The following is a 20,181-nucleotide window of genomic DNA, read 5'->3' as shown; positions in this document are numbered from 1 at the left end:
CCGGTCATTCCGGGCCGGGTCCGCTCCGAATCTTCCCGGAAGGGCGGCGGGGAGGCTGGGGTCGACACGCCCCCCGCATCCCCGCCGGGATCGAGGCTCTCGATCCGGAAATGCCCCTCTCCTCCTCCCCTGCCCTTCCTTGTTCCCTTCGTTCGCAGAGCGATTCCCTTGCCGAACCGAGCAGCCCTCGGGGCCCTGGCCTTCCCCTTCCCACACCCCGACCTGGCCTCCCGGCTGGATATCCGCCCTTTCCGGTGACGATAGAAGAATCGGCGCAGGCCGATCGAGGCCCACCTCGCCAGCCAGGTAGCCATCCAGCCCAGCCAGGAGGGCGACTCGCCATGCCGTCGCACCCCAATCGGCCCGAGGGGTCGCCGATCGACGCGGAGGCGCTTCGCGAGGAGGTCGAGGCCCTCCGTCGCCAGGTGGTCGAGCTCCAGCGGGTCAGCGCCCTGGGGATGCTCGCCGGGAGCGTCTGCCACGAGTTGAACAACGCGATGATGCCCGTGCTCAACTACGCCAAGCTCGGCCTCCGCAGCAAGGACCCGGACTACCGGGATCGCGCCTTCCAGAAGATCCTGGAGGGTGCCCAGCGCGCGTCCGCCATTGCCGGGGGCATCCTCGGCCTGGCCCGCCCCCGGGCCGATCGCCGCAGCGTTACCGACCTGGTCCGGCTGACCGAGGAGGTGGTGCTGCTGGTCGCCAAGGACCTCCAGAAGCACCGGATCGCCCTCGACTACCGAGCCGAGGGCCGTCCGTACTCCCGAACGAATCCGGCCCAGATCCAGCAGGTCCTGCTCAACCTCGTGATCAACGCCCGTCAGGCGATGCCCGACGGCGGCGAGCTTCGCATCCGGGTGGGCACCGACCCCGCCGGCCGCCGAGCCGAGCTGTCGGTGGCCGACACCGGTGTCGGCATCGCCCCGGAGGACCTCCGCCGCATCTTCGAGCCCTTCTTCACCACGAAGACCGGCCCCGATGCCAGCGGCCTGGGTGGAACCGGCCTCGGGCTCCCCGTCTGCCGGGAGATCGTCGAGGCCCACCACGGCCGCCTCCGGGCCGAGAGCCGCCCCGGGGCCGGCTCGACCTTCACGCTCATCCTCCCCACCTGCCCCGCCCCCGCCCGACAGGGAGCCGCCTGACGACCGCCTCGATTCGGTGGGGGCCGACGCGAGATCCGCCCCCCGATTCGGGCCCCGGCTCGCCTCGAGCGCGGGCGAGGGGGACCGGGCTTCGGCCTCCCCGATCGGTTCGGGCGCTCCTCTTGGGGAGCCGGACACCTAGTCCAGGAATCCCCCCGCCAGTACGATCGGGGGCGACCGCTGGCGACCCGCTCGACCGCCTCACCCGCCCGATCGAAGTCCCCAGACGCCCCATCCCCGAGGAGCCCCCCGAGATGGACCTCCCCCGAGCGAGTGGGATCCTGCTGCACTTGACCTCCCTGCCCGGCCGGTTCGGGATCGGCGACCTCGGCCCGGCGGCCGACTGGTTCCTCGACGTCCTGGTCGAGACCGGCCAGCGCTGGTGGCAGATGCTCCCCGTCGGCCCCGCTGGCGCGGGGGATTCGCCCTACGCTTCCCCCTCGTCGTTCGCGGGCAACCCGATGCTCATCTCGCCGGAACTGCTCGCCGAGCAGGGGCTGCTCACCCCCGAGGAGCTCGCCGACGTTCCCGAGCTGCCGGCCGACCGCGTCGACTTCGCCGCCGTCGGTGCCGCCAAGGGCCGCCTGCTCCGCCTTGCCGCCTCCCGGTTCCGGCCCGACGACGGGTTCGACGCCTTCCGCCATCGCGCCGCCGACTGGCTCGACGACTACTGCCGCTACAACGCCCTGAAGCGGCGTTTCGGCGGCCTCCCCTGGAGCGAGTGGGACCGCGAGCTCGCCGACCGCGTCCCCGACGCCCTCCGCCGGTGCGACCGAGAACTCGCCGACGAAATCGCCTTCGTTCGATTCGAACAATATATGTTCGAGCGTCAGTGGGAATCCTTCCGGGACCGCTGCCGGGCCCGAGGGATCGGCCTGATCGGCGACCTCCCCATCTTCGTCGCCTTCGACGGCGCCGACGCCTGGGCCCACCGCGACCTCTTCCGGCTCGATGCCAACGGCCGCCCCTCGCACACCGCGGGCGTCCCCCCCGACTACTTCAACGAACTGGGACAGGACTGGGGGAATCCGCTCTACCGCTGGGACTCCCATCTCAAGGACGAGTTCGCTTGGTGGTCCCGCCGCGTCTCGACCGCGCTCGAGCGGTTCGACCTGCTGCGGTTCGACCACTTCCGGGGGCTGGAGGCCTGCTACTCGATTCCTGTCGAGGCCGAGAACGCCGCCGACAGTCGATGCGGGTGGGAGCCTTCCCCCGGGCACGCCCTGCTCTCGGCCGTCCGCCGGGCGCTCGGGGGCCGCCTGCCGCTGATCGCCGAGGACCTCGGCGTCATCACCCCCGGTGTCGAGGCCCTGCGGGACGACTTCGGGCTTCCTGGCATGCGCGTCCTTCAGTTCGCCTTCGGCAACGATCCGCTGGCCGACGCCTACCTGCCGCACGCCTACATCCGGAACTGCGTCGCCTACACCGGGACGCACGACAACGACACCACCCTCGGCTGGTTCACCTGCCCCCCCGGTTCGACCACGCAACCGATCGAGGAGATCGAGGCGGAGCGTTCCTTTGTCCGGCGCTACCTTGGCCCCGGCTGGTCCGACGACGTCCCCCGCGGCTTCGTGCGCCTGGCCTGGGGATCGGTCGCCGACACCGCCATCGCCCCCTTGCAGGATGTGCTCGGCCTTGGCTCCGAGGCCCGCATGAACACCCCCGGGGTCGGCGAGGGAAACTGGGGCTGGCGATTCCGAGCCGACGCCTTCACCCCGGAGATCCGCTCCTGGCTGGCCGAGCTGACCGCCGTGTTCAACCGCTGGAACGGCCCGATCCCCCAGGCCTACCGCACTCGCCTCGGATCCTCCGGAGTCGAGGCGCCCGGCGCTCATGCCTCCGGGGACGACCCCCGCTCTCAAGCACCAGCACCGGCCGCCAGGACGCCTGATCCCGGATCGGGGCGCTGAGCCATCCTCCGAGGGCCCGCCTCCCGGGCCGATCCCTCGGGGAGGCCCCCGGGAGGACCGGCATGACTCGGACCGTATCCCGGTCAGCGGGCGATCAGGACGATCGTGCTTCTCGGTTGGACCTCGTACATCGGGTCGGGCAGGAACGCGGCCTCCTCCTGGGGGACGATGTCCGAGCCCTCCTCCAGCGAGGTGTCCACCACCCGGTACCAGCGCCGGCCCTCCTGGTCGGGCAGCTCCACCTCGATCGGCTCCCAGAAGGCGTTGCTGGCGACGTAGATTGGGACGTCCCAGCGCTCGTCGGTCTCGAACGCCTCGAGGGTCCAGGCGAGGAACCGAGAGGTTCCCGAGAAGTCCGGCTTTCCGGGCTTGACGCCGTGCCAGGTGATGTTGCGGAGGATCGGCGTCTCGTCCTCCTCGGCGGTCAGGTAACGCCAGCGCCGGACGATCGAGTGCTTCTTCCGGAAGGCGATGATCTGACGGGTGAACCGGTAGATTTCCCGGTGCTTCTTCAGCAGCTCCCAGTTCAGCCAGTTGTGCTCGTTGTCCTGATAGACGGTGTTGTTGTTGCCGAAGGCGGTGCGGCGCATCTCGTCGCCGTAGAGGAGCATCGGCGTCCCTTGGGAGAGGAACAGCAGGGTCAGGAAGTTCTTGATCTGCTTGATCCTGAGCCGCTCGATCTCTTCCTTTTGCTCGCTGGTCAGGTCGTCCGCGTCCTCGACGGGCCCCTCGTAGCCGCAGTTCCACGACTCGTTCTCGTTGTGGCCGTCGCGGTTGTCCTCGCCGTTGCGTTCGTTGTGCTTCTCGTTGTAGGAGACCAGGTCGTTGAGGGTGAAGCCGTCGTGGCAGGTGACGAAGTTGATCGAATGATACGGCGAGCGCTCGCTGTCGCTGTTCGGGGCGAACAGGTCGTAGGAGCCCGCCACCCGGGTGGCCAGCTCGGAGGCGATCCCCATGTCTCCCTTGAGGAACTTGCGCACGGCGTCGCGGAACTTGCCGTTCCACTCGGCCCAGCGCCGGTCGGAGAACGACCCGAGGCGGTACTGGGTGATCGACCAGGGCTCGGCGATCAGCTTGATCCGGGAGAGCACCGGATCCGTCTCGATCTCCTCGATGATCGGCGTCTTTCCCTTCTCGACCAGGTCCACGTCGATGGCGAAGACCGCCGCCAGGTCGAAGCGGAAGCCGTCGACGTGCATCTCCTCGACCCAGTAGCGCAGGCAATCGAGGATGAACTTGCGCACGACCGGGTGGTTGCAGTTCATCGTATTGCCGCAGCCGGTGACGTCGTAGTAGTACTGCGGCTGTCCGGGCACGAGCATGTAGTAAATGGAGTTGTCCAGCCCCCGGAAGCTGACCGTCGGGCCGTAGTGGTTTCCCTCTCGGGAGTGGTTGAAGACGACGTCGAGGATGACCTCGATCCCCGCCTTGTGCAGCTCTCGCACCATCATCTTGAACTCGTCGACCTGGGCGCCGAGCTTGCCGTAGTAGCTGTAATGGCTCTCCGGGGCGAAGAAGGCCATCGTGTTGTAGCCCCAGGCGTTGGCCAGCCGCTCTCCCGTGATCGGGTCGCGGAAGGGGCCGTCGAACCGCTCGAACTCGAAGACGGGGAGGAGCTCGACGGCGGTGATCCCCAGATCCTTGAGGTGGGGGATCTTCTCCATGAAGCCGCGGTAGGTTCCCTCGAAGTCCGTTTCGGACGAGTGGTGCCGGGTGAACGCGCGGACGTTCACCTCGTAGATGATCGACTCCTCGATCGGGATGTCGGGATGCTTGTCCCCCTGCCAGTCGAAGTCGCTGCGGTAGGCGATGCAGCGGGGGGCCCCGCCGACGTTGGCCACCTTGCTCCTCCTCAGGTGGCGGTCGGGGTCGTCGGGATCGCTGGCGTCGTAGCCCAGCGGGTCGCCATCGTTCCAGTCGAAGTCCCCGGAGACGGCCGGGGCGTAGGGGTCCAGCAGCGCCTTGCTCGGGTTGAAGCGTGAGCCGTCCTTGTCGGGTCGGTACGGTCCGTCGGCGCGATAGTTGTAGAGGGTGCCGTTGGGCAGCCCTTCGACGAACATGTGCCAGACGTCCCCCGTCTTGTTCACCTCCCGGGAGAAGGGGATGACCACGGCGGGGCTGTCGTCGGCGATGTTGTCGAACAGGAGCAGCTCCATCCGGGTCGCGCCCCGAGAGTGGATCGCGAAGTTGATCCCGTCGGGCCGCACGGTCGGGCCGAGGGGTTCCGGCTCTCCCGGGTGGATGTCCCTGATCGTCGGCATCGTCGGCGAACGGGCGACGGCGCGCCCGCCTCGGTGTAAGATCGAGTCCCGGCCAGCATCGCTGGCGACGCGAAGCCCCGGGAAGCCGGCGGCCTGATGGCCGGCCGCGCCCCGGGGCCTCCCGTGGCACACTCTAGCAGAACCCGAGCCGATTGTGCAGGCCCGCCGCGTAGCGGCCCCGCTCCCGGCCGCTCGACCCTGACCCCCGCGAGGCCCAGCGACGATGACGCCCCGCCCCGACGCCGCCGAGCTCCGACCGAATGCCTCCCCCCCTGACGCCGGCCCCTCCCCGGCCGACCTCGAGGCCGACGCCCTCTTCGCCGCCGCCGCTCGCCGTGCCGAGTCCCATCGCCTCCGACGCCCTCGCGCCACCTATCGCCTCCAGCTGCACCGCGGCTTCCGCCTGGTCGACGTCGAGGCCATCCTCGACTACCTTGACGACCTCGGCGTCTCCGATGCCTACTTCTCCCCCTATCTTGCCGCCCGCCCCGGCAGCACGCACGGTTACGACGTCTTCAACCACGGCGAGATCAACCCCGAGATCGGCGACGACGAGGCCCACGAGCGCCTCGTCTCCCGGATGATCGGGCTCGGCATGGGCCGAGTGGTCGACGTCGTTCCCAACCACATGGGCATCACGGGAGGCAACCCGTACTGGTTCGACCTTCTGGAGAACGGCGAGCAGGCCGAGTCCGCCCGCTACTTCGACGTGGACTGGGAGCCGGTCAAGGAGGAGCTCGAGGGCCGCGTCCTGCTGCCCATCCTTGGCGACCAGTACGGCAAGGTTCTCGAGGACGGCCAGCTGGTCGTCGGCCGCGAGGGGGGGGCCTTCCACCTCGATTACTGGGAGCACCGCCTTCCCATCGCCCCCCGCTCCTACGCGCTGATTCTCCGCCAGCGGCCCGACGAGCTGGCCGCCCTGCTGCCCCCCGACGACGTCCATCTGCTCGAATTCCGCAGTGTGATCTCCGCCATCGAGAACCTTCCCCCCCGGGACGCGACGGACGACGAATCCGTTGCCCGATATCGGGCCGAGAAGGAGGTGATCAAGCATCGGCTTGCCCGCCTCTGCGAGGAACGTCCCGAGCTCTCCGGCTTCATCGACGAGAACCTCACCCTCTTCCGAGGCACTCCCGGCGACCCCCGCAGCTTCGACCTGCTGCACGAGCTGCTGGAGATGCAGGTCTACCGGCTCGCCTACTGGCGCGTGGCGGTGGAAGAGATCAACTACCGTCGCTTCTTCGACATCAACGACCTCGCCGGCATCCGCACCGAGGACCCCGAGGTCTTCGAGACCACCCACCGCCTCATTTTCGACTGGGTCGACCGAGGGGGCGTTTCCGCACTCCGCATCGACCACCCCGACGGCCTTGCCGACCCCGCCGGCTACTTCTCCCGCTTACAGGAGACGCTGTTCGTCCGCTCCTGCCTCCGGGAGCTCGATCCGGACACCGACCCCGCCCACCGAGACGCCATCGAGGCCCGTCTCCGCGACCGCTTCCGATCCGCCGTGGCCGCCGAGCCCGACGGGCCGCTCGCCCGCCGCTTCCCCGTGGTCATCGAGAAGATTCTCAGCCGAGGGGAGGACCTGCCCGAGCGCTGGATGGTCGACGGAACGGTTGGATACGAGTATCTGAACACGATCAACGGGCTTTTTGTCGATCCCGACGGCCAGCCCACCATCGACGCCTCCTACGTCGAGTTCACCGGCGACCGGGAGCCCTGGGCCGAGGTGGTCTACGACGCCAAGCAGGTCATCTGCCGAGCCTCGCTCGCCAGCGAGCTGAACATGCTCGCCCGCCAGCTCAACCGCGTTTCCGAGCACGACCGCCGCAGCCGGGACTTCACGCTCAACGACCTGAGGCGTGCCCTCCGCGAGGTCATCGCCTGCTTCCCCGTCTACCGCACCTACCTCCGGCCTGGCGAGCCGATCTCCGAGCGTGACCGGGCCTACATCGACATGGCCGTCCACCGCGCCCGGCGGCGCAACCCCACCATCGACCCCTCCGTCTTCGAGTTCGTCCGCGCCGCCCTCCTGCTGGAGCACCCGGAGGGGATCTCCGACGACGAGATCCGCCAGCGAGAGGCCTTCGTCACCCGGTTCCAGCAGACCACCGGCCCCGTGACCGCCAAGGGGGTTGAGGACACCGCCTTCTACCGGCAGATCAAGCTCGCCTCGCTCAACGAGGTCGGCGGCGAGCCCGGCCGATTCGGCCACTCCCCTTCCTCCTTCCACGCGATGAACGCCCACCGCCTCTCCCGGTGGCCCGGCGGCTTCTCCACCACCGCCACGCACGACAACAAGCGCGGTGAGGACGCCCGCATGCGCATCAACGTCCTCTCCGAGCTCGCCGACGACTGGCAGACCCACCTCAACCGCTGGGGATACTGGAACAAGACCAAGAAGGTTGACGTCCAGGGCTCCCCCGCCCCCGACCCTCGGGAGGAGTACCTCTTCTATCAGACGCTCGTCGGCATCTGGCCCTTCGGCAACGGGGACGACGTGCCCGAAGGGCTTGTGGGGCGCGTCCAGCAGTACATGCTCAAGGCCATCCGGGAGGCCAAGGTCAACACCACCTGGACCGACCCCGACCCCTCCTACAGCGACGCCGTTTCCGGCTTCATCGCCGACGTGATCACCGGCGAGGGCTCCGACATCTTCCTCAAGGACTTTCTCCCCTTCGCCCGCCGAGTCGCCCGGATCGGCGTCATCGGCTCGATCGGCCAGGCCCTGCTCAAGGTCGCCTCTCCCGGCGTGCCCGACATTTACCAGGGCTGCGAGCTCTGGGATCTCGCGCTCGTCGACCCCGACAATCGCCGCCCCGTCGACTACGACCTTCGCCGCCGCATCCTCTCCTCCCTCCGCGATGCCCTCGCCTCGGGCACTCCCCGAGCCGAGCTGGCCTCCCGGCTGCTCGCCTCCCCCGACGACGGAGCGATCAAGCTCTACGCCATCTGGACCGCGCTGCAACACCGCAAGGCCCACCCCGACCTCTACGCCCAGGGGGTCTACCGCCCGCTGGAGGCCGAGGGGGAACGGAAGGCCCATGTCGTCTCCTTCGGCCGATACCGAGACGGCCGCTACGCCGCCGTCGTCGTCCCCCGACTTGCCGCCTCCTTGATGGGAGACGACGGCACCTGCCTCCCCGTCGGCCCCGACGTCTGGCAGGACACCCACCTCACCTTGCCCGACTCCGGCCTCCCCCGACGCTGGCGCAACCTCCTTACCGACGAGGTCGTCACCCTCCGAGACGGCGACGACCGCCCCACGCTCCCCCTGGCCGAGATCTTCCGCACCATCCCCTTTGGTCTGATGGTCGAGGATTCCTGAGCCCGATCCGGGGAGGGGCTTCCCTCCTCGGATTCCCGGGAAGGTACATCGTCGGCGGCCCGGCCAGGGGAGGGGGCCTCGCCCTCAAGGGTGGGCCTCCTCGACGGCCGGGGGGCCGGGCGCGTCGACGGTCGGGGTGATCGCCGGGAGGGGCACCATCCGGGAGGCGAGGGGGAGCCAGCACTCTGCCGGGCGTTTCCCCCGGTCAGGAGGTCGTCCGCTGGCCCGATCGCAGGTACGGCTCCAGTTGCGATCGCAGCTCCATCCGGGCCCTCGCGAGCAGCGACTTGACGGCCGCCTCCGAGCGGTTCATCACCGAGGCGATCTCGGCATAGCTCATGTCCTCGAACTTGTTCAGCAGGACCGCCAGCCGCTGGTCATCCCCGAGCATGCCGACCGCCTCGCGGACGACCTGCTCCAGCTCCGACTGCCGGAGCTGTCCCGAGGCGGTCCCCTCGGCGGCGGCCACGCGCTCGGCCGCCGGCAATCCGGGGCGGCTTTCGGTGCCGCCGTCGAGCGAGCCGGCCGGACGTCGGCCCTTGCCCCTGAGATGGTTCAACGCCAGGTTGTTGGCGATCGTGAACAGCCAGGTCGAGAACTTCGCCTGCGGCCGATACCCCTTGCGGGCCCGGTAGATCCGCAGGAAGACCTCCTGCGCCAGGTCCTCCGCGTCCGACTGGTCGCCGACCAGGTGGGTCAGCACCCCGAGCAACCGATCCTGGTAGCGCCGGACGAGCACCTCGAAGGCCCCCTGCACGTCGTCCCGCACCTGGAGCATCAGCCGGACGTCGGGATCCCGAGCCGCCAGCTGTTGTTCCTGGTCCTGGTCCTGGTCCTGGGCCGGGGTCGGGGTCGGAGTCGGGGTCGGGCCGCCGGTGGATGCCACGGGATCGGTCTCTCCGGTGTTCCGATCGGTCCGACGGGATCGGCGCGTCTGGCTCGGCGATGCGGTTCAGGGCTGGCCGATCAGCGCCACCGCCCCGGGCTCGGGCCCCGCGTCGGCCTGGAGCCGGCGCCGGAGCTGGCCGCAGGCGGCGTCGATCTCCCGCCCCTTGGTCTTGCGGACGCTCACGCTCACGCCTCTCCCGCTCACGATCCGCTCGAACCGCCGAACCGCCTCGGCCGAGGGCCTCCGGTACGGCAGGCCGGCGACGGGATTATACGGGATTAAATTGACGTGTGCCTTCCGGCCGCTCAAGAGCGCACCGAGCGCCTCCGCGTCCTCGGGGCGATCGTTCAGATCGGCGAGCAAGACGTACTCGAACGTCACCTGGCGGCCGGTCCGGTGGAAGTAGGCGTCGGCCGCCTGCATCACGGCGTCCAGCCCGACCTTCGCGTTGATCGGCACCAGCTCGTCCCGCAACCTTGGCGTCGGCGCGTGCAAGGAAACCGCCAGGTGATACTGCCGGTCCAGTTCCGCGAGTTTCCGCATTTTCTCCGGCAGGCCGACGGTCGAGATCGTCACCCGCCGCTGGCCGAAGTTCAGGCCCTCGGGAGAGCAAAGGCGGTCCAGCGCCGGGATCAGTCGGTCCAGGTTCGCCAGGCTCTCCCCCATGCCCATGACGACCAGGTTCGTCAGCCGATCGTCCGGCGGCAGCAGGTTCCGGAGGCGGAGCACCTGCTCCAGGATCTCCCCGGTCGAGAGGTTCCGCTCCACTCCCTTCAGGCCGCTGGCGCAGAAGACGCAGCCCATGCCGCAGCCGACCTGAGTGCTGATGCAGACCGTCCTGCGGTCGGCCTCCGCCATCAGGACGCACTCGATCGTCTTGCCGTCCCGGCAGCGGAGCAGCAGCTTGTCCGTCCCGTCGGGGGAGACGTGGTGGTGGGCGATCTCCGTCTCGAACACGGTCCACTCGGTGTCCAGCTCCGAGCGCAACCCCCTGGGCAGGTCGCTCATCCGATCGAACGACTCGGCCCGGTGGTCGAAGACCCAGCGCACGACCTGCCTGGCCCGGTAGGAGGGGTGGCCCCTTCCGGTCATCCAGGCGGTCAGTTCCTCGGCGGTCGCGTCGAGCAGCGCTCGCTTCATCGGCTTTCGGGGGAGGATGGTCCTTGATCGGGGCCTTCCCTGGATTCTACCGAGGGACGGCGACTCTGGTGTCACCACCGCCCGTCGACGGCCCCGCCCCCCGCTCCGAGGCGAGGCCGACGGTCGCCGTCAGGCCCGGACCGCGACGTCACCGTACTCCTTCTTGAAGAGCTGGTCGTAGGTCGTGGCGTCCTCGGCGTAGGAGGGATCGCTGGAGATGGTCTGGTAGGTCTGCTGCAAGGCGTCCTTGTCGGCCTGGGCCTTCAGGTCGCGCAGGTTGCCGGGGCCGGGGGGGTTGGCGACCCGTTCGGCCCGAAGCGACGACCGGATCTGATCGAACAGGCGATCGGCCCGGGGGGACATGCGGAACAGCTTGCGCATGATCTTCGCGTCGAACGTCTCCATCGCGGGGACCTCCTGGGGGAATCGAGCGGTTCGGTTGGGGAGCCGGGCCCGGGCCCGGTCGGCGATCGCCGGGGCCTCGTCGCCGAGGCGGTCGGCCCTCCTCTCGCCCGGGGGGTGGTTCGGATCCCTGGTCCCCCGGCGAGGCGGGAAAGGGGTCATCGTACCACGGGAAGTCGCGTCCCAACAGGCCGTTTCCCGACCGCCTTGTGTGTCCGCGAGCAAACACCCCTTGCGGCCCGATCCGGGATCAGGTCTGCTCACCTCATTGCGTTCCCTCCGGATGCGCTCGAACTGGACCGACGCGACGACCGGGAGCCCGGCCATGCCGATCGCGATCAGGTGCCCGGACTGCGGCTTCGCCGCCCGAGTGAAGGATCACCTGGGCGGCCGGGTGGTCGAGTGCCCGAAGTGCAAGGCGGGCATCGCCGTCCCAACGGCCTCGGCGTTGGTCTCCCCCTCTTCCCGAGACGCCCTCCCCCGATCGGCTCCCGAGACGGCCAAGGCCCCCCCTCCCCCGACGGCCGCTTCTCCTTCTCCGTCGAGTCCGATACCGGACGGCGGCTCCCGACTTCGGCCTCCAGCACCGCCGGCTCGAGGAGGCTGACGCCACTCGGCAGGAGCTGGAGGCCGATCCGCTTCCCCTTTCCCCCCACTTCGAGCCCTTTGAGGATCAGGCCGTTTGCCACCGGAGAGCCGGCCTCTCGTTGCTCGAATCCGACGTCCTCGTCCCCCGCCTCCCCGACCTCCCCTCCTGGCGATCCGAGCCCCGCGACCTCGACCCCGTCAGCGCCCACGTCGCCGGCCGAGTCCTGCCGGCGGTGGTCGCCGTCATCACCGCCCGGGGGGCGATGGAGCGGGCCCTCGGCCTGCATCAGGCGAACGAGTCTTACGCCAACGGCGTCCTCCGCGCTTCCCCGGCCTCACCTCGGGGCCGGGCCCCCCGCCTTCGCCATCGACCGCAGCACGCCCAGGCCCCGCTCCAGCGTGGCGTCGTCAACCGCATACGAGAGCCGGACGTGCGTGTCCCGCTTGCTGAAGACGTTCCCCGGGATGATCAGCAGGTTGTGCCGGATTGCCTCCTCCACGAACGCCGACGCCGACGGCCAGCGTTCCGGCACCTTCGGGAACGCGTAGAAGGCCCCGGTTGGCCGGGGAAGGTCGTAGAGGCCGGAGAGGACCTCGGCCACCCGATCTCGCTTGCGCCGGTAGGCGTCGATCTGACCGGAAAGGTCGAGCCCTGTCGCCCCGACCACTCCCGCCTGCAGCGGGCTCGGCGCGCAGACGAACGAGAATTGCTGCAGCTTCGCCATCTCCTGGATTAGCCGGGACGGTCCGTGCGCGAATCCGAGCCGCCAGCCGGTCATGCCGTAGGTCTTGCTGAACCCGTCGACCACGAGCACGTCCTCGTTAAACTCGGCCGGCGACCGGAACGGCTCGTCGTAGCAGAATGCCTTGTACACCTCGTCGCTGATGAGCAGGATTCCCCGCTCTCGGCACAGGGCCGCCAGCGCCATCAGCTCTGCGGCCGGAGCGACCACGCCGGTCGGGTTCCCCGGGCTATTGACAAGGATGGCCTTGGTCCTCGGGGTGATCGCCGCCTCGATTTTCGCCGTCGGGATGCCGAAGTCCGGATACGTCTCCACCAGCACGGTGGTCCCCCCGGCCAGGGCAACGAGGTTCGGATACATCACGAAGTACGGGTCGAGGACGATCACCTCGTCCCCCGGGTTCACCGAGCAGCAGATCGCCAGCAGCAGCCCTCCTGCCGTCCCCGAGGTGACGATCACCTGGCGGTCGTCGTGGCCGAAGGAGTGATCGACCAGCCGCTGCAATTCTCCGCGCAGCGTGGGGTCGCCCATCGTCACCGTGTAGGCGTTCTTCCCCGCCCGGATCGCCTCGCAGGCGGCCTCCTTGATGGGGTCGGGCACGTCGAAATCCGGCAGTCCGATCGACAGGTTGATCGGGTCGGTCATCTGCCTCGCCATCTCGAAGGCCTTGCGGATGCCCGAGGCCTCGATCTTCCCCATCCGGTCGGCGATCCAGGCGTCGTTCACGGTCGCTCTCCCCTCCTCCTCGTCCTCCGGCCTGACCGCCGGCCCCGCCTCCCCGACCCCGGGGCGACGACCGATCATTCTACGACGCCCCGCCTCCCGGATTCGACGACCCCGCGTTCCCGGCCAGGTCCCCGAGGCCTCTCCGCTCCGGTCCCGCTCCGGGAGCCGGCCGCTCGACCTCAGAAACCGCCGGTTCTCCTCTCCCGCCCGGGAGCGGCATCCCTTCTGCCATCCGGATAGAATGACACTCCCCGAGACCCTCCACTCCCCTCACCTCGGCGAGCCACCACGCCCATGCCCGAGCCCGACTCCCCCCGCGCGCTGCTGCTCGACTTCGACGGCACCATCGCCGACACCCTCCCCCTGATCTTCGACTCCTTCCGGTTCGCCGTCTCCCCCTGGGCCGAGCGTCTTCCGACCGACGCCGAGGTCGAGGCCACCTTCGGCCCCGCCGAGCGCTCCTGCCTCGCGGTCTTCGCCCCCGAGCACTGCCTCGACGAGGCCGAGGCCCGCTTCTTCGACCACTACGAGCGAGAGCACGACCGCATGGTCCGGCTCGTCGAGGGCATCGCCGGGGCGATCGAACACGCCCGATTCCGGAGCTGGAAGGTCGGTGTCTTCACGGGCAAGGGCCGCCGAGCCGCCCGCTTCTCCCTCCGGGCCCTGGGGCTGCTCGACCGCGTCGACTGCGTCGTCTCTGGAGACGACGTCGACCGCCCCAAGCCCGACCCCGACGGCATCCTCCGCGCCGCCGAGCTGCTCGGCGTCTCCCCCTCCCGGATCCTCATGGTTGGAGACAGCCCTGCCGACATTCGTGCCGGCCTCGCCGCTGGCTCCCTCACCTGCGCTGTCTCCTGGGCCGCCTTTGAGCCCCACCGTCTCGAGGCCGAGTCCCCCCACCACCGCTGTTCCCGGGTGGACGAGCTCATCACCCTGATCGACTCCCTCCACGCCGATCCTCGGGGCTGATCCGATCCCTCCCCTCCGGCTAGGATAGATCCGCGCTCGCACGGATCTCCCGTTCCCGGTCCGGTTCGCAACGGCCGTCAGCCACGGCATCCGCCATCCACCACCTGGCCCTCCGCCCCGCGAGGCCCCGCCATGCCCGTGCTCGACCGTGAGGAGTACATCGAGCAAGCCTATTTCTTCCGCGCCTTCCGCGAGCGACTGCTCGACGGCATCCCCGCCCAGGAGGTGCTCGCCCGGATTGGAGAGGAGCTGCTTTCCACCACCCGACTACCGATGGCCGTCGGCTTCATGCACTCCGAGGTCAAGGTCAGCGGCCTGATGGGCCCCGCCATGTGGCGGCTGACCCATTACTTCGCCCCCTTCCAGGCCTATGTGATCAGCAAGGCCGAGGAGGAGGTCTTCAACCGCTTTCCCATGGACCAGGCCCTGCTTGTCCTCGAGCGCGAGGCCTCCTACCGGGCCGGCGAGCCCTCCCCCGCCGGCCTGTTCGTCTACCAGTTCGAGGCCGTCAGCCGCAATCGGCTGGGCTACGCCGGCGGCCTCGACGCCATGGCCGCCGATCCCTTCTACAACGACGCCTGGCGCGACTACATCGCCCTGCTCAACGCTCGCCTCGGCGACGTCGACTTCGCCGACCTCATCTACTCGCGCTCCGCCTTCCTCGTCTCCCAGATGCGCCGCAAGGACCCGGACTACTCCCCGAAGTTCCCCATCCTCTTCGGCGAGAAGGAAGGCAAGATCGCCCGAGCCAACCACGGCCGAGATCCCCTCTACCTCTTCTCCGCCCTCCAGCGCCAGCTCAATTACCCCGAGGTCCCCCGCCCCAAGCGCCCCGACGAGGCCGAGACGAGGCTCACCCTCCTGGAGCAGCAGGTCAAGCTCCTGGAGAATCGCCTCAAGCTCGTCGAGGTCGACCTCAAGGGAGACGTCGACCTTTCCCAGTTCCGCGTGAAGCCCGAGGACACCGCCGGCGTCCCGGACCACTGGGGCCTGAAGGCCTCCGACCTCGATGACACCCCCGAGGACTGAACCCCATGCCCCTGGCCTCCCTGCTCCTCCTCCTGCTCTCCCCGGCCGCCCCGGCGCCCGACGACCCTCCCGCGATCCGCCCCCTGCCCTCCTTCGAGCGCATCGTCCTCGACGACGACTTCCCCGGCGCCTACCAGGTGGAGGTTGCCGACGTTGACGGCGACGGCCGCCTCGACGTCATCGCCCTCGGCGGCGGCTCCTGCGCCTGGTACCGGAATCCCTCCTGGACCAAGCACCTCATCACCGGCCCCGACACCACCCCGGGGATCATCTCCTCCGCCGCCGCCGATCTCGATGGCGACGGCCGAGCCGAGGTCGCCATCGCCTATGACTTCGAGATGAACGCCCCCCGCCGAGGAAAACTCGGCCTGGCCCTCCCGGGAGAGTCGGCCGAGGCTCCCTGGTCCTTCCGGACGCTGGCGGAGATCCCCAGCATCCACCGTGTCCGGTGGGCCGACGTCGACGGCGATGAGCGCCTCGACCTGGTCGTCGCCCCTCTCTTCGGGGCCGACGCCGCGCCGCCGGACTACCAGCAGGATCCGGCCCGCCTGGTCGTCTATCGCGACGTCGCTCCCGACCGGCCCCTGCCCGAGCCCGAACTGGCCACTCGGGCCCTCGTCCAGCATGCGATCGCCGTCGAGCGCCTCCCCGGCGCCGATCGCGATGTCGTGCTGTCGGCGAACAACGAGGGCGTCACCCTCCACCGCCGCCTCGACCCTCCCATCCTCCCCGCCGAGGAGCAGGAATTCCTCACCCCCCTGGTCCCCGGCCTCTTCGGTCCTCCTCCCGCCCGGGGGGCGAGCGAGGTCCATCTCGGCCGGCTTTCGGAAGATCGCGCCTTGCTCGTGACCATCGAACCCTGGCACGGCTCGATCGTCGCCGCCTACGACGCTCCGTTCGTCCCCCACCGCCGCTTCAACCGAGTCCCCGGCCCGTTCGGCCCTCGCACGATTCTCGATCGCACCCTCGATCAGGGCCACGCCCTCTGGCTCGCCGATGTCAACCACGACGGCTACGACGAGGTCTTCGCCGGCCACCGCGGCGATGACCATCGCGTTTCCGCCTACCACTTCGACGGATCCTCCTGGACCCGCACCGTCCTCGATCGCGACATCGCCGCCCAGGACCTCCGCGGGGGCGACCTCGACGGAGACGGCTCCCCCGACGTCGTCGCCGTCGGCGGCGCCACGCGCAACGTCGTCTGGTATCGCCCCCGATCGGACTGATTCTCCGGAGGTTTTGGATCGCGGGAGTCTGACATCCTGGAGAGGCTGGGGTCCCCGAGCACGCGATTCCCCTCTTGCGATCGAGTTGCTCCCCAATCGCCCGGGCCCGGCTCCCTGTCGACGACGACCGTCGAGCCGGCCAGGATGCCTCCCGAGTTGTCGCGTCTCGGCCGACCCGCATCGATCGACAGGCCGAAACGAAACGGGCCTCCCGGCGTCGAGAACGCCGGGGGGCCCTTCGCTCGTGTGGTTGGCTCCCGGGAGGCGGCCGTCAGCGCCGACGCCTCGGGGGAGGCCCGGCCGGCGGGTTCGGCGCCGGGAGGAACGGGACCTCGTTGCCGTGGGCGTCGACGATCTGCACGACGAGATGCTCCCGAACGGCTCCCGGGCTGGGGCAGACGTGGACGGTGACCGACGAGTTCGACTCCAGGGCGGCCAGCTCCTGGCGCTTGCGGTTGTTGAGGAAGGTGGCGACCTCCTCGCAGACCTCGACGCGGATGTGACGGATGCCGTCCTTGTTCAGCGCGAAGGCGATCAGCCGCATGGCGTCGATGGCCATGGATTCGACCGTCTTGACCAGTCCGCCGCCGCCGCAATGCTCGCACTCGTGGTAGACGGAGCGCTTCAGGCTGGGCCGGATGCGCTGTCGGGTCATCTCGACGAGGCCGAACTGGCTCATGCGGAGGATCTTCGTGCGGGCCCGGTCGCGCTTGACCGCCTCTCGGAGGGCGCGCTCGACGCCCCGGCGGTGCTTCTCCTCCCTCATGTCGATGAAGTCGTTGACGATCACCCCGCCGAGGTCGCGCAGGCGGAGCTGCCGGGCGATCTCCTTGGCGGCCCGGAGGTTCATCTCGTAGGCGGTGCGCTCGGCGTCGTCCTCGACCCGGAAGTTGCCGCTGTTGACGTCGATGGCCACCAGCGCCTCGGTCTGGTCGATGACGATTGAGCCCCCCTCGGGCAGGTGGACCTGCCGGCGCTGGATCTTGTTGATCTCCTCCTCCAGGCCGTACTTCTGGAAGAGGGGGACCTTCCCCTCGTAGAGCTTCAGGCGGTCGACGAAGCGGGGCATGACGACGTTGAGGAACTCCCGGGCCCGCTCGAAGGCCGAGGGCTCGTCGATCCAGATGGTGTCGATCTCGGAATTGAAGATATCCCGGATCGTACGGATGATCATGTCCGACTCCTGGTAGATCGGAGCCGGGGTCTTCGCCTTCTTGATGCGCTTGAGGATGACCTTCCAGAGGCGGAGCAGGTAGGCGAGGTCGCGGGCCAGGTCGCGCTTGGAGCGGTCCAGACCGGCGGTGCGGACGATGAAGCCGAGCCCCTTGGGCGGGTTCAGCTCATGCATGATCTGCCGGAGCTTGCGGCGCTGGCCTTCGTCGGCGATCTTTCGGGAGACGCCCACTCGGTTCAGCCCTGGCATGAGCACCAGGTAGCGGCCGGGGATGCTGATATAGGTGGAGAGGGTCGGGCCCTTGGTGCCGATCGACTCCTTGATGACCTGGACAAGCACCTCGTCGCCGCGGCGGAAGACGTCCTGGATGGGGGGCTTGACGGCGACCCGGCGGCCGCCTCGGGTTTCTCGGGTTTCGGGGGGGACGTCTCCCCGACGGGCCCGGGCCTCGGCGGCGGCACTGCCTCGGAAGCCGACCTCGCGTTCCAGGGAGCGGATCTCCTCGATCTCCCGGGCGATCTCCTCGAGCAGCTCGGGCTCGATCTCCTCGGTGTCGCGTTCCTCGTCCAGGTCGACGTCGCGTTCCTCGTCCTCCTCGTCGTCGCGGTCCTCCTCCTCGTGATCGACGAAGTCGAAGTCACTGGAGAGGGCATCCTCGCCGAGCCGAGCGGGGGGCTTCTCCAGGTCGGCTCGGGCCGCGGCGTCGTCGGGGGACTCGTCGAGGCCGGCCGCGAAGGAGGGTTCCAGGTCGCGGTCGCGGCCTCGGCCGCGACGGCGGCGACGGCGGCGGCCCCGGCGGCGGGAGTCGTCGTCCTCTCCCTCGGTCTCGCCGAACAGATCCCCTTCCGTCGGGGGGGCCGAAGCCTCCTCCGGCCCTCCGGCCGACTCGAAGAGGCGAGCCCGCTCGCGGCGGGGAATGTAGCCGGGTTCACCGGCTCGGTCGAAGCGGCGGGGCGGCAGGGCCGGCGACGGCTCGGGGGCCTCGGCCTCATCGGCCTCGGGGCCCGGGGGCTCGTCGGAGGGGCCGTGCCGAAGCTCCCGTCGGGGGCGGTCGCGGTCGCGGTCACGATCACCCCGGGAACGAATGGCGTCCCGGCCGCCTCGGGGACGGGGCTCCTCGGGGGCTGGAGCGTCGAGGTCGCCCCAGGGGCGTCCCTCGCCAGCGGACGGGCGATCGGCTTCGGGCTCGAGGTTGGTGGCGAGCTCGTCCCAGGAGTCTCCCCGTCCCCGACGGCGAGGGGGGCGGCCGCTCCGGGGGCCGGCGGCCGGGCGGCCGGGCTCCTCGGGTTCAAGGGCCTGGCGACGATCGCTCCGGGGCTCCTCCTCGACATCTCGAGGCTCGGGCCGGGAGGGGACGCGGTCGCGCTGGGTCCGGCTGGGGGGAAGCAGGTGCTCGTAGTCCTCCGGCTCGGGCTTCCGCTCGACCGACCAGCGGTACCGCTGCGACTCGGGGACGTCGTCCGGCTCGGGCGCTGGGGAGCGGCCGAGCGGGAGGGCGTTGTCGTCGGAGGGGACGTCGAGGTCGAGCCCGGTGCCGAACTCGCGCCGGCCTTCGCCCGACCTTCGGGGAGGAGGCGAAGGCCGCTCGGCCCGGGTCCGATCGGGCTCCGGGCGGTCGTCGGGCTCGGGCTCGGGCTCGGGGGGCAGCGGTCGCGGGTTGGGCGCGTCGAGGTCGTCGGCGAGGCCTTCGCCGAAGCGGCGGGGGACGGAGCGGTCGCGACGGCCCTTCTCGGAGAGGTCGGGGCGCTCGCGATCTCGGTCTCGGGAGCGACGCTCGCGGATCTTGTCCCGGCCCCGGCTGCGGCCCCGGGGTCTCGGGGGGGGCGAGGGTTCGTCCGCCTCGGGCTCGTCCTCGTCTCCGGAGTCGGCCCGGGGGAGGGCGTCGTCGAGGTCGCGGTCGTCGAACTCGGACTCGAGGAAGCGATCGCGATCGCGATCACGATCCCGGTCCCAGTCGCGATCCCGGTGACGTTCCGGGGGCTGGCGACGGTCGCCGATCGGCTCGTCGAGTTCGGGGGTGACGGCTTCGGAGCGGGCGGGCTCGTCCCGGGACCGGCTGCGGTCGCGGTCTCGGTCTCGGCTGCGGCGGCGAGGGCGATCGCCGTCGGACTCCCGGCCGCGATCGGCTCGGGGGCTGCGCGAAGGGGGGCGGCGGGGCTCCCCGCCCTCGTCTTCGAGCTCGACCGTTCCCTCGTCCTCGTCGTCGCCGAGGTCGAAGTCGCGGCGGGGGTCGCGGCCGCGGTCCCGGGCGCCGAGAACGGCGTCGTCGTCGAGCTGGTCGCGGTAGTAGCGGGGTTCGACGTCGGAGACGTGCAGGAACCCGTTGCGGCCGACGGAGAAGTCGACGAAGGCGGCCTGGATGGCGGGCTCGATGTTGACGATTTTGCCCTTGTAGATGTTGCCGGTGTAGTTCTCCAGGCTGGTGCGCTCGACGTAGAGCTCCTCGAGGACGCCGTCCTCGACGATGGCGATGCGGCACTCCTCGGGCTGGAGCACGTTGATCAGCATCTCTTTTTTCTTGCTCATGCCTCGGTCAGTCTCCGGGCGGGTGTGGGGGGGCCGGCCGGCCCGACCGGGGCCCGGCCCGACACGGGGCCTCCCCGGGCCTCGACGCCGCCCGACGGCGGCGGAGGCGGGGGGGGGCTCGG

Annotated in this window: 12 protein-coding genes; 6 read left to right on the top strand and 6 right to left on the bottom strand. The window is 69.9% G+C overall.

What is annotated here, in order from left to right; translation table 11 throughout:
• Positions 1 to 341: 341 nt before the first annotated feature.
• Positions 342 to 1,142 carry a sensor histidine kinase gene (locus tag TsocGM_RS15395; protein ID WP_126726350.1) on the top strand — a complete coding sequence of 267 codons (801 nt, stop codon included), beginning with the start codon at positions 342 to 344 and terminating at the stop codon, positions 1,140 to 1,142.
• A gap of 254 nt (positions 1,143 to 1,396) precedes the next feature.
• Complete coding sequence (gene malQ / locus TsocGM_RS15390; RefSeq protein WP_126726349.1) at positions 1,397 to 3,055, top strand: 4-alpha-glucanotransferase; 1,659 nt, start codon at positions 1,397 to 1,399, stop codon at positions 3,053 to 3,055.
• A gap of 83 nt (positions 3,056 to 3,138) precedes the next feature.
• Here the strand turns inward: malQ and glgX are convergent, their stop codons facing one another.
• On the bottom strand, positions 3,139 to 5,316 hold the full coding sequence (glgX, locus tag TsocGM_RS15385; protein WP_126726348.1) for a glycogen debranching protein GlgX: 2,178 nt from the start codon (positions 5,314 to 5,316) through the stop codon (positions 3,139 to 3,141).
• 223 nt (positions 5,317 to 5,539) lie between these two features.
• Here glgX and treY point away from each other — a divergent pair, with 223 nt between their 5' ends.
• Entirely contained in the window at positions 5,540 to 8,647 is a 3,108-nt protein-coding gene (gene treY / locus TsocGM_RS15380) for a malto-oligosyltrehalose synthase (protein ID WP_126726347.1), read from the top strand.
• Between the two features lie 205 nt (positions 8,648 to 8,852).
• Here treY and TsocGM_RS15375 read toward each other — a convergent pair whose 3' ends face one another.
• The 4 genes from TsocGM_RS15375 to TsocGM_RS15360 all read right to left on the bottom strand — a co-directional run bounded on the left by TsocGM_RS15375 (position 8,853) and on the right by TsocGM_RS15360 (position 13,135).
• Positions 8,853 to 9,533 carry a sigma-70 family RNA polymerase sigma factor gene (locus TsocGM_RS15375; protein ID WP_233578924.1) on the bottom strand — a complete coding sequence of 227 codons (681 nt, stop codon included), beginning with the start codon at positions 9,531 to 9,533 and terminating at the stop codon, positions 8,853 to 8,855.
• 66 nt (positions 9,534 to 9,599) lie between these two features.
• Entirely contained in the window at positions 9,600 to 10,676 is a 1,077-nt protein-coding gene (gene rlmN / locus TsocGM_RS15370) for a 23S rRNA (adenine(2503)-C(2))-methyltransferase RlmN (RefSeq protein WP_126726346.1), read from the bottom strand.
• Positions 10,677 to 10,805: 129 nt separating this feature from the next.
• Positions 10,806 to 11,081 carry a hypothetical protein gene (locus tag TsocGM_RS15365; RefSeq protein ID WP_126726345.1) on the bottom strand — a complete coding sequence of 92 codons (276 nt, stop codon included), beginning with the start codon at positions 11,079 to 11,081 and terminating at the stop codon, positions 10,806 to 10,808.
• 920 nt (positions 11,082 to 12,001) lie between these two features.
• A complete protein-coding gene (locus TsocGM_RS15360; RefSeq protein WP_126726344.1) occupies positions 12,002 to 13,135 on the bottom strand; it encodes a pyridoxal phosphate-dependent aminotransferase in 1,134 nt (377 codons plus the stop codon).
• A gap of 294 nt (positions 13,136 to 13,429) precedes the next feature.
• Between TsocGM_RS15360 and TsocGM_RS15355 the strand changes: the two genes are divergently transcribed.
• From TsocGM_RS15355 to TsocGM_RS15345, 3 genes are all read left to right on the top strand, one after another.
• Positions 13,430 to 14,104, top strand: coding sequence for an HAD family hydrolase (locus TsocGM_RS15355; RefSeq protein ID WP_126726343.1), 675 nt, complete (start codon positions 13,430 to 13,432; stop codon positions 14,102 to 14,104).
• A gap of 132 nt (positions 14,105 to 14,236) precedes the next feature.
• Positions 14,237 to 15,133, top strand: coding sequence for a hypothetical protein (locus TsocGM_RS15350; protein WP_126726342.1), 897 nt, complete (start codon positions 14,237 to 14,239; stop codon positions 15,131 to 15,133).
• A 5-nt stretch (positions 15,134 to 15,138) separates the two neighbouring features.
• The gene (locus TsocGM_RS15345; protein WP_126726341.1) at positions 15,139 to 16,359 is read left to right on the top strand and encodes an FG-GAP repeat domain-containing protein; all 1,221 of its coding nucleotides are present in this window, start codon (positions 15,139 to 15,141) and stop codon (positions 16,357 to 16,359) included.
• 271 nt (positions 16,360 to 16,630) lie between these two features.
• Here the strand turns inward: TsocGM_RS15345 and TsocGM_RS26540 are convergent, their stop codons facing one another.
• On the bottom strand, positions 16,631 to 20,059 hold the full coding sequence (locus TsocGM_RS26540; RefSeq protein ID WP_199756801.1) for an Rne/Rng family ribonuclease: 3,429 nt from the start codon (positions 20,057 to 20,059) through the stop codon (positions 16,631 to 16,633).
• Between the last annotated feature and the right edge of the window lie 122 nt (positions 20,060 to 20,181).

The organism is Tautonia sociabilis, assembly GCF_003977685.1.
In the GTDB taxonomy this organism is placed as follows: domain Bacteria; phylum Planctomycetota; class Planctomycetia; order Isosphaerales; family Isosphaeraceae; genus Tautonia; species Tautonia sociabilis.
The sequence above is the reverse complement of the archived record's forward strand: the minus strand, read 5'-3'. Positions and strand labels throughout refer to the sequence as shown.

Bases quoted from the DNA above. Each gene is read 5' to 3' on its own strand.
- TsocGM_RS15345 (WP_126726341.1), top strand. From the start codon at position 15,139: ATGCCCCTGGCCTCCCTGCTCCTCCTCCTGCTCTCCCCGGCCGCCCCG.
- TsocGM_RS26540 (WP_199756801.1), bottom strand. From the start codon at position 20,059: ATGAGCAAGAAAAAAGAGATGCTGATCAACGTGCTCCAGCCCGAGGAG.
- glgX (WP_126726348.1), bottom strand. From the start codon at position 5,316: ATGCCGACGATCAGGGACATCCACCCGGGAGAGCCGGAACCCCTCGGC.
- TsocGM_RS15365 (WP_126726345.1), bottom strand. From the start codon at position 11,081: ATGGAGACGTTCGACGCGAAGATCATGCGCAAGCTGTTCCGCATGTCC.
- TsocGM_RS15395 (WP_126726350.1), top strand. From the start codon at position 342: ATGCCGTCGCACCCCAATCGGCCCGAGGGGTCGCCGATCGACGCGGAG.
- TsocGM_RS15355 (WP_126726343.1), top strand. From the start codon at position 13,430: ATGCCCGAGCCCGACTCCCCCCGCGCGCTGCTGCTCGACTTCGACGGC.
- treY (WP_126726347.1), top strand. From the start codon at position 5,540: ATGACGCCCCGCCCCGACGCCGCCGAGCTCCGACCGAATGCCTCCCCC.
- malQ (WP_126726349.1), top strand. From the start codon at position 1,397: ATGGACCTCCCCCGAGCGAGTGGGATCCTGCTGCACTTGACCTCCCTG.
- rlmN (WP_126726346.1), bottom strand. From the start codon at position 10,676: ATGAAGCGAGCGCTGCTCGACGCGACCGCCGAGGAACTGACCGCCTGG.
- TsocGM_RS15350 (WP_126726342.1), top strand. From the start codon at position 14,237: ATGCCCGTGCTCGACCGTGAGGAGTACATCGAGCAAGCCTATTTCTTC.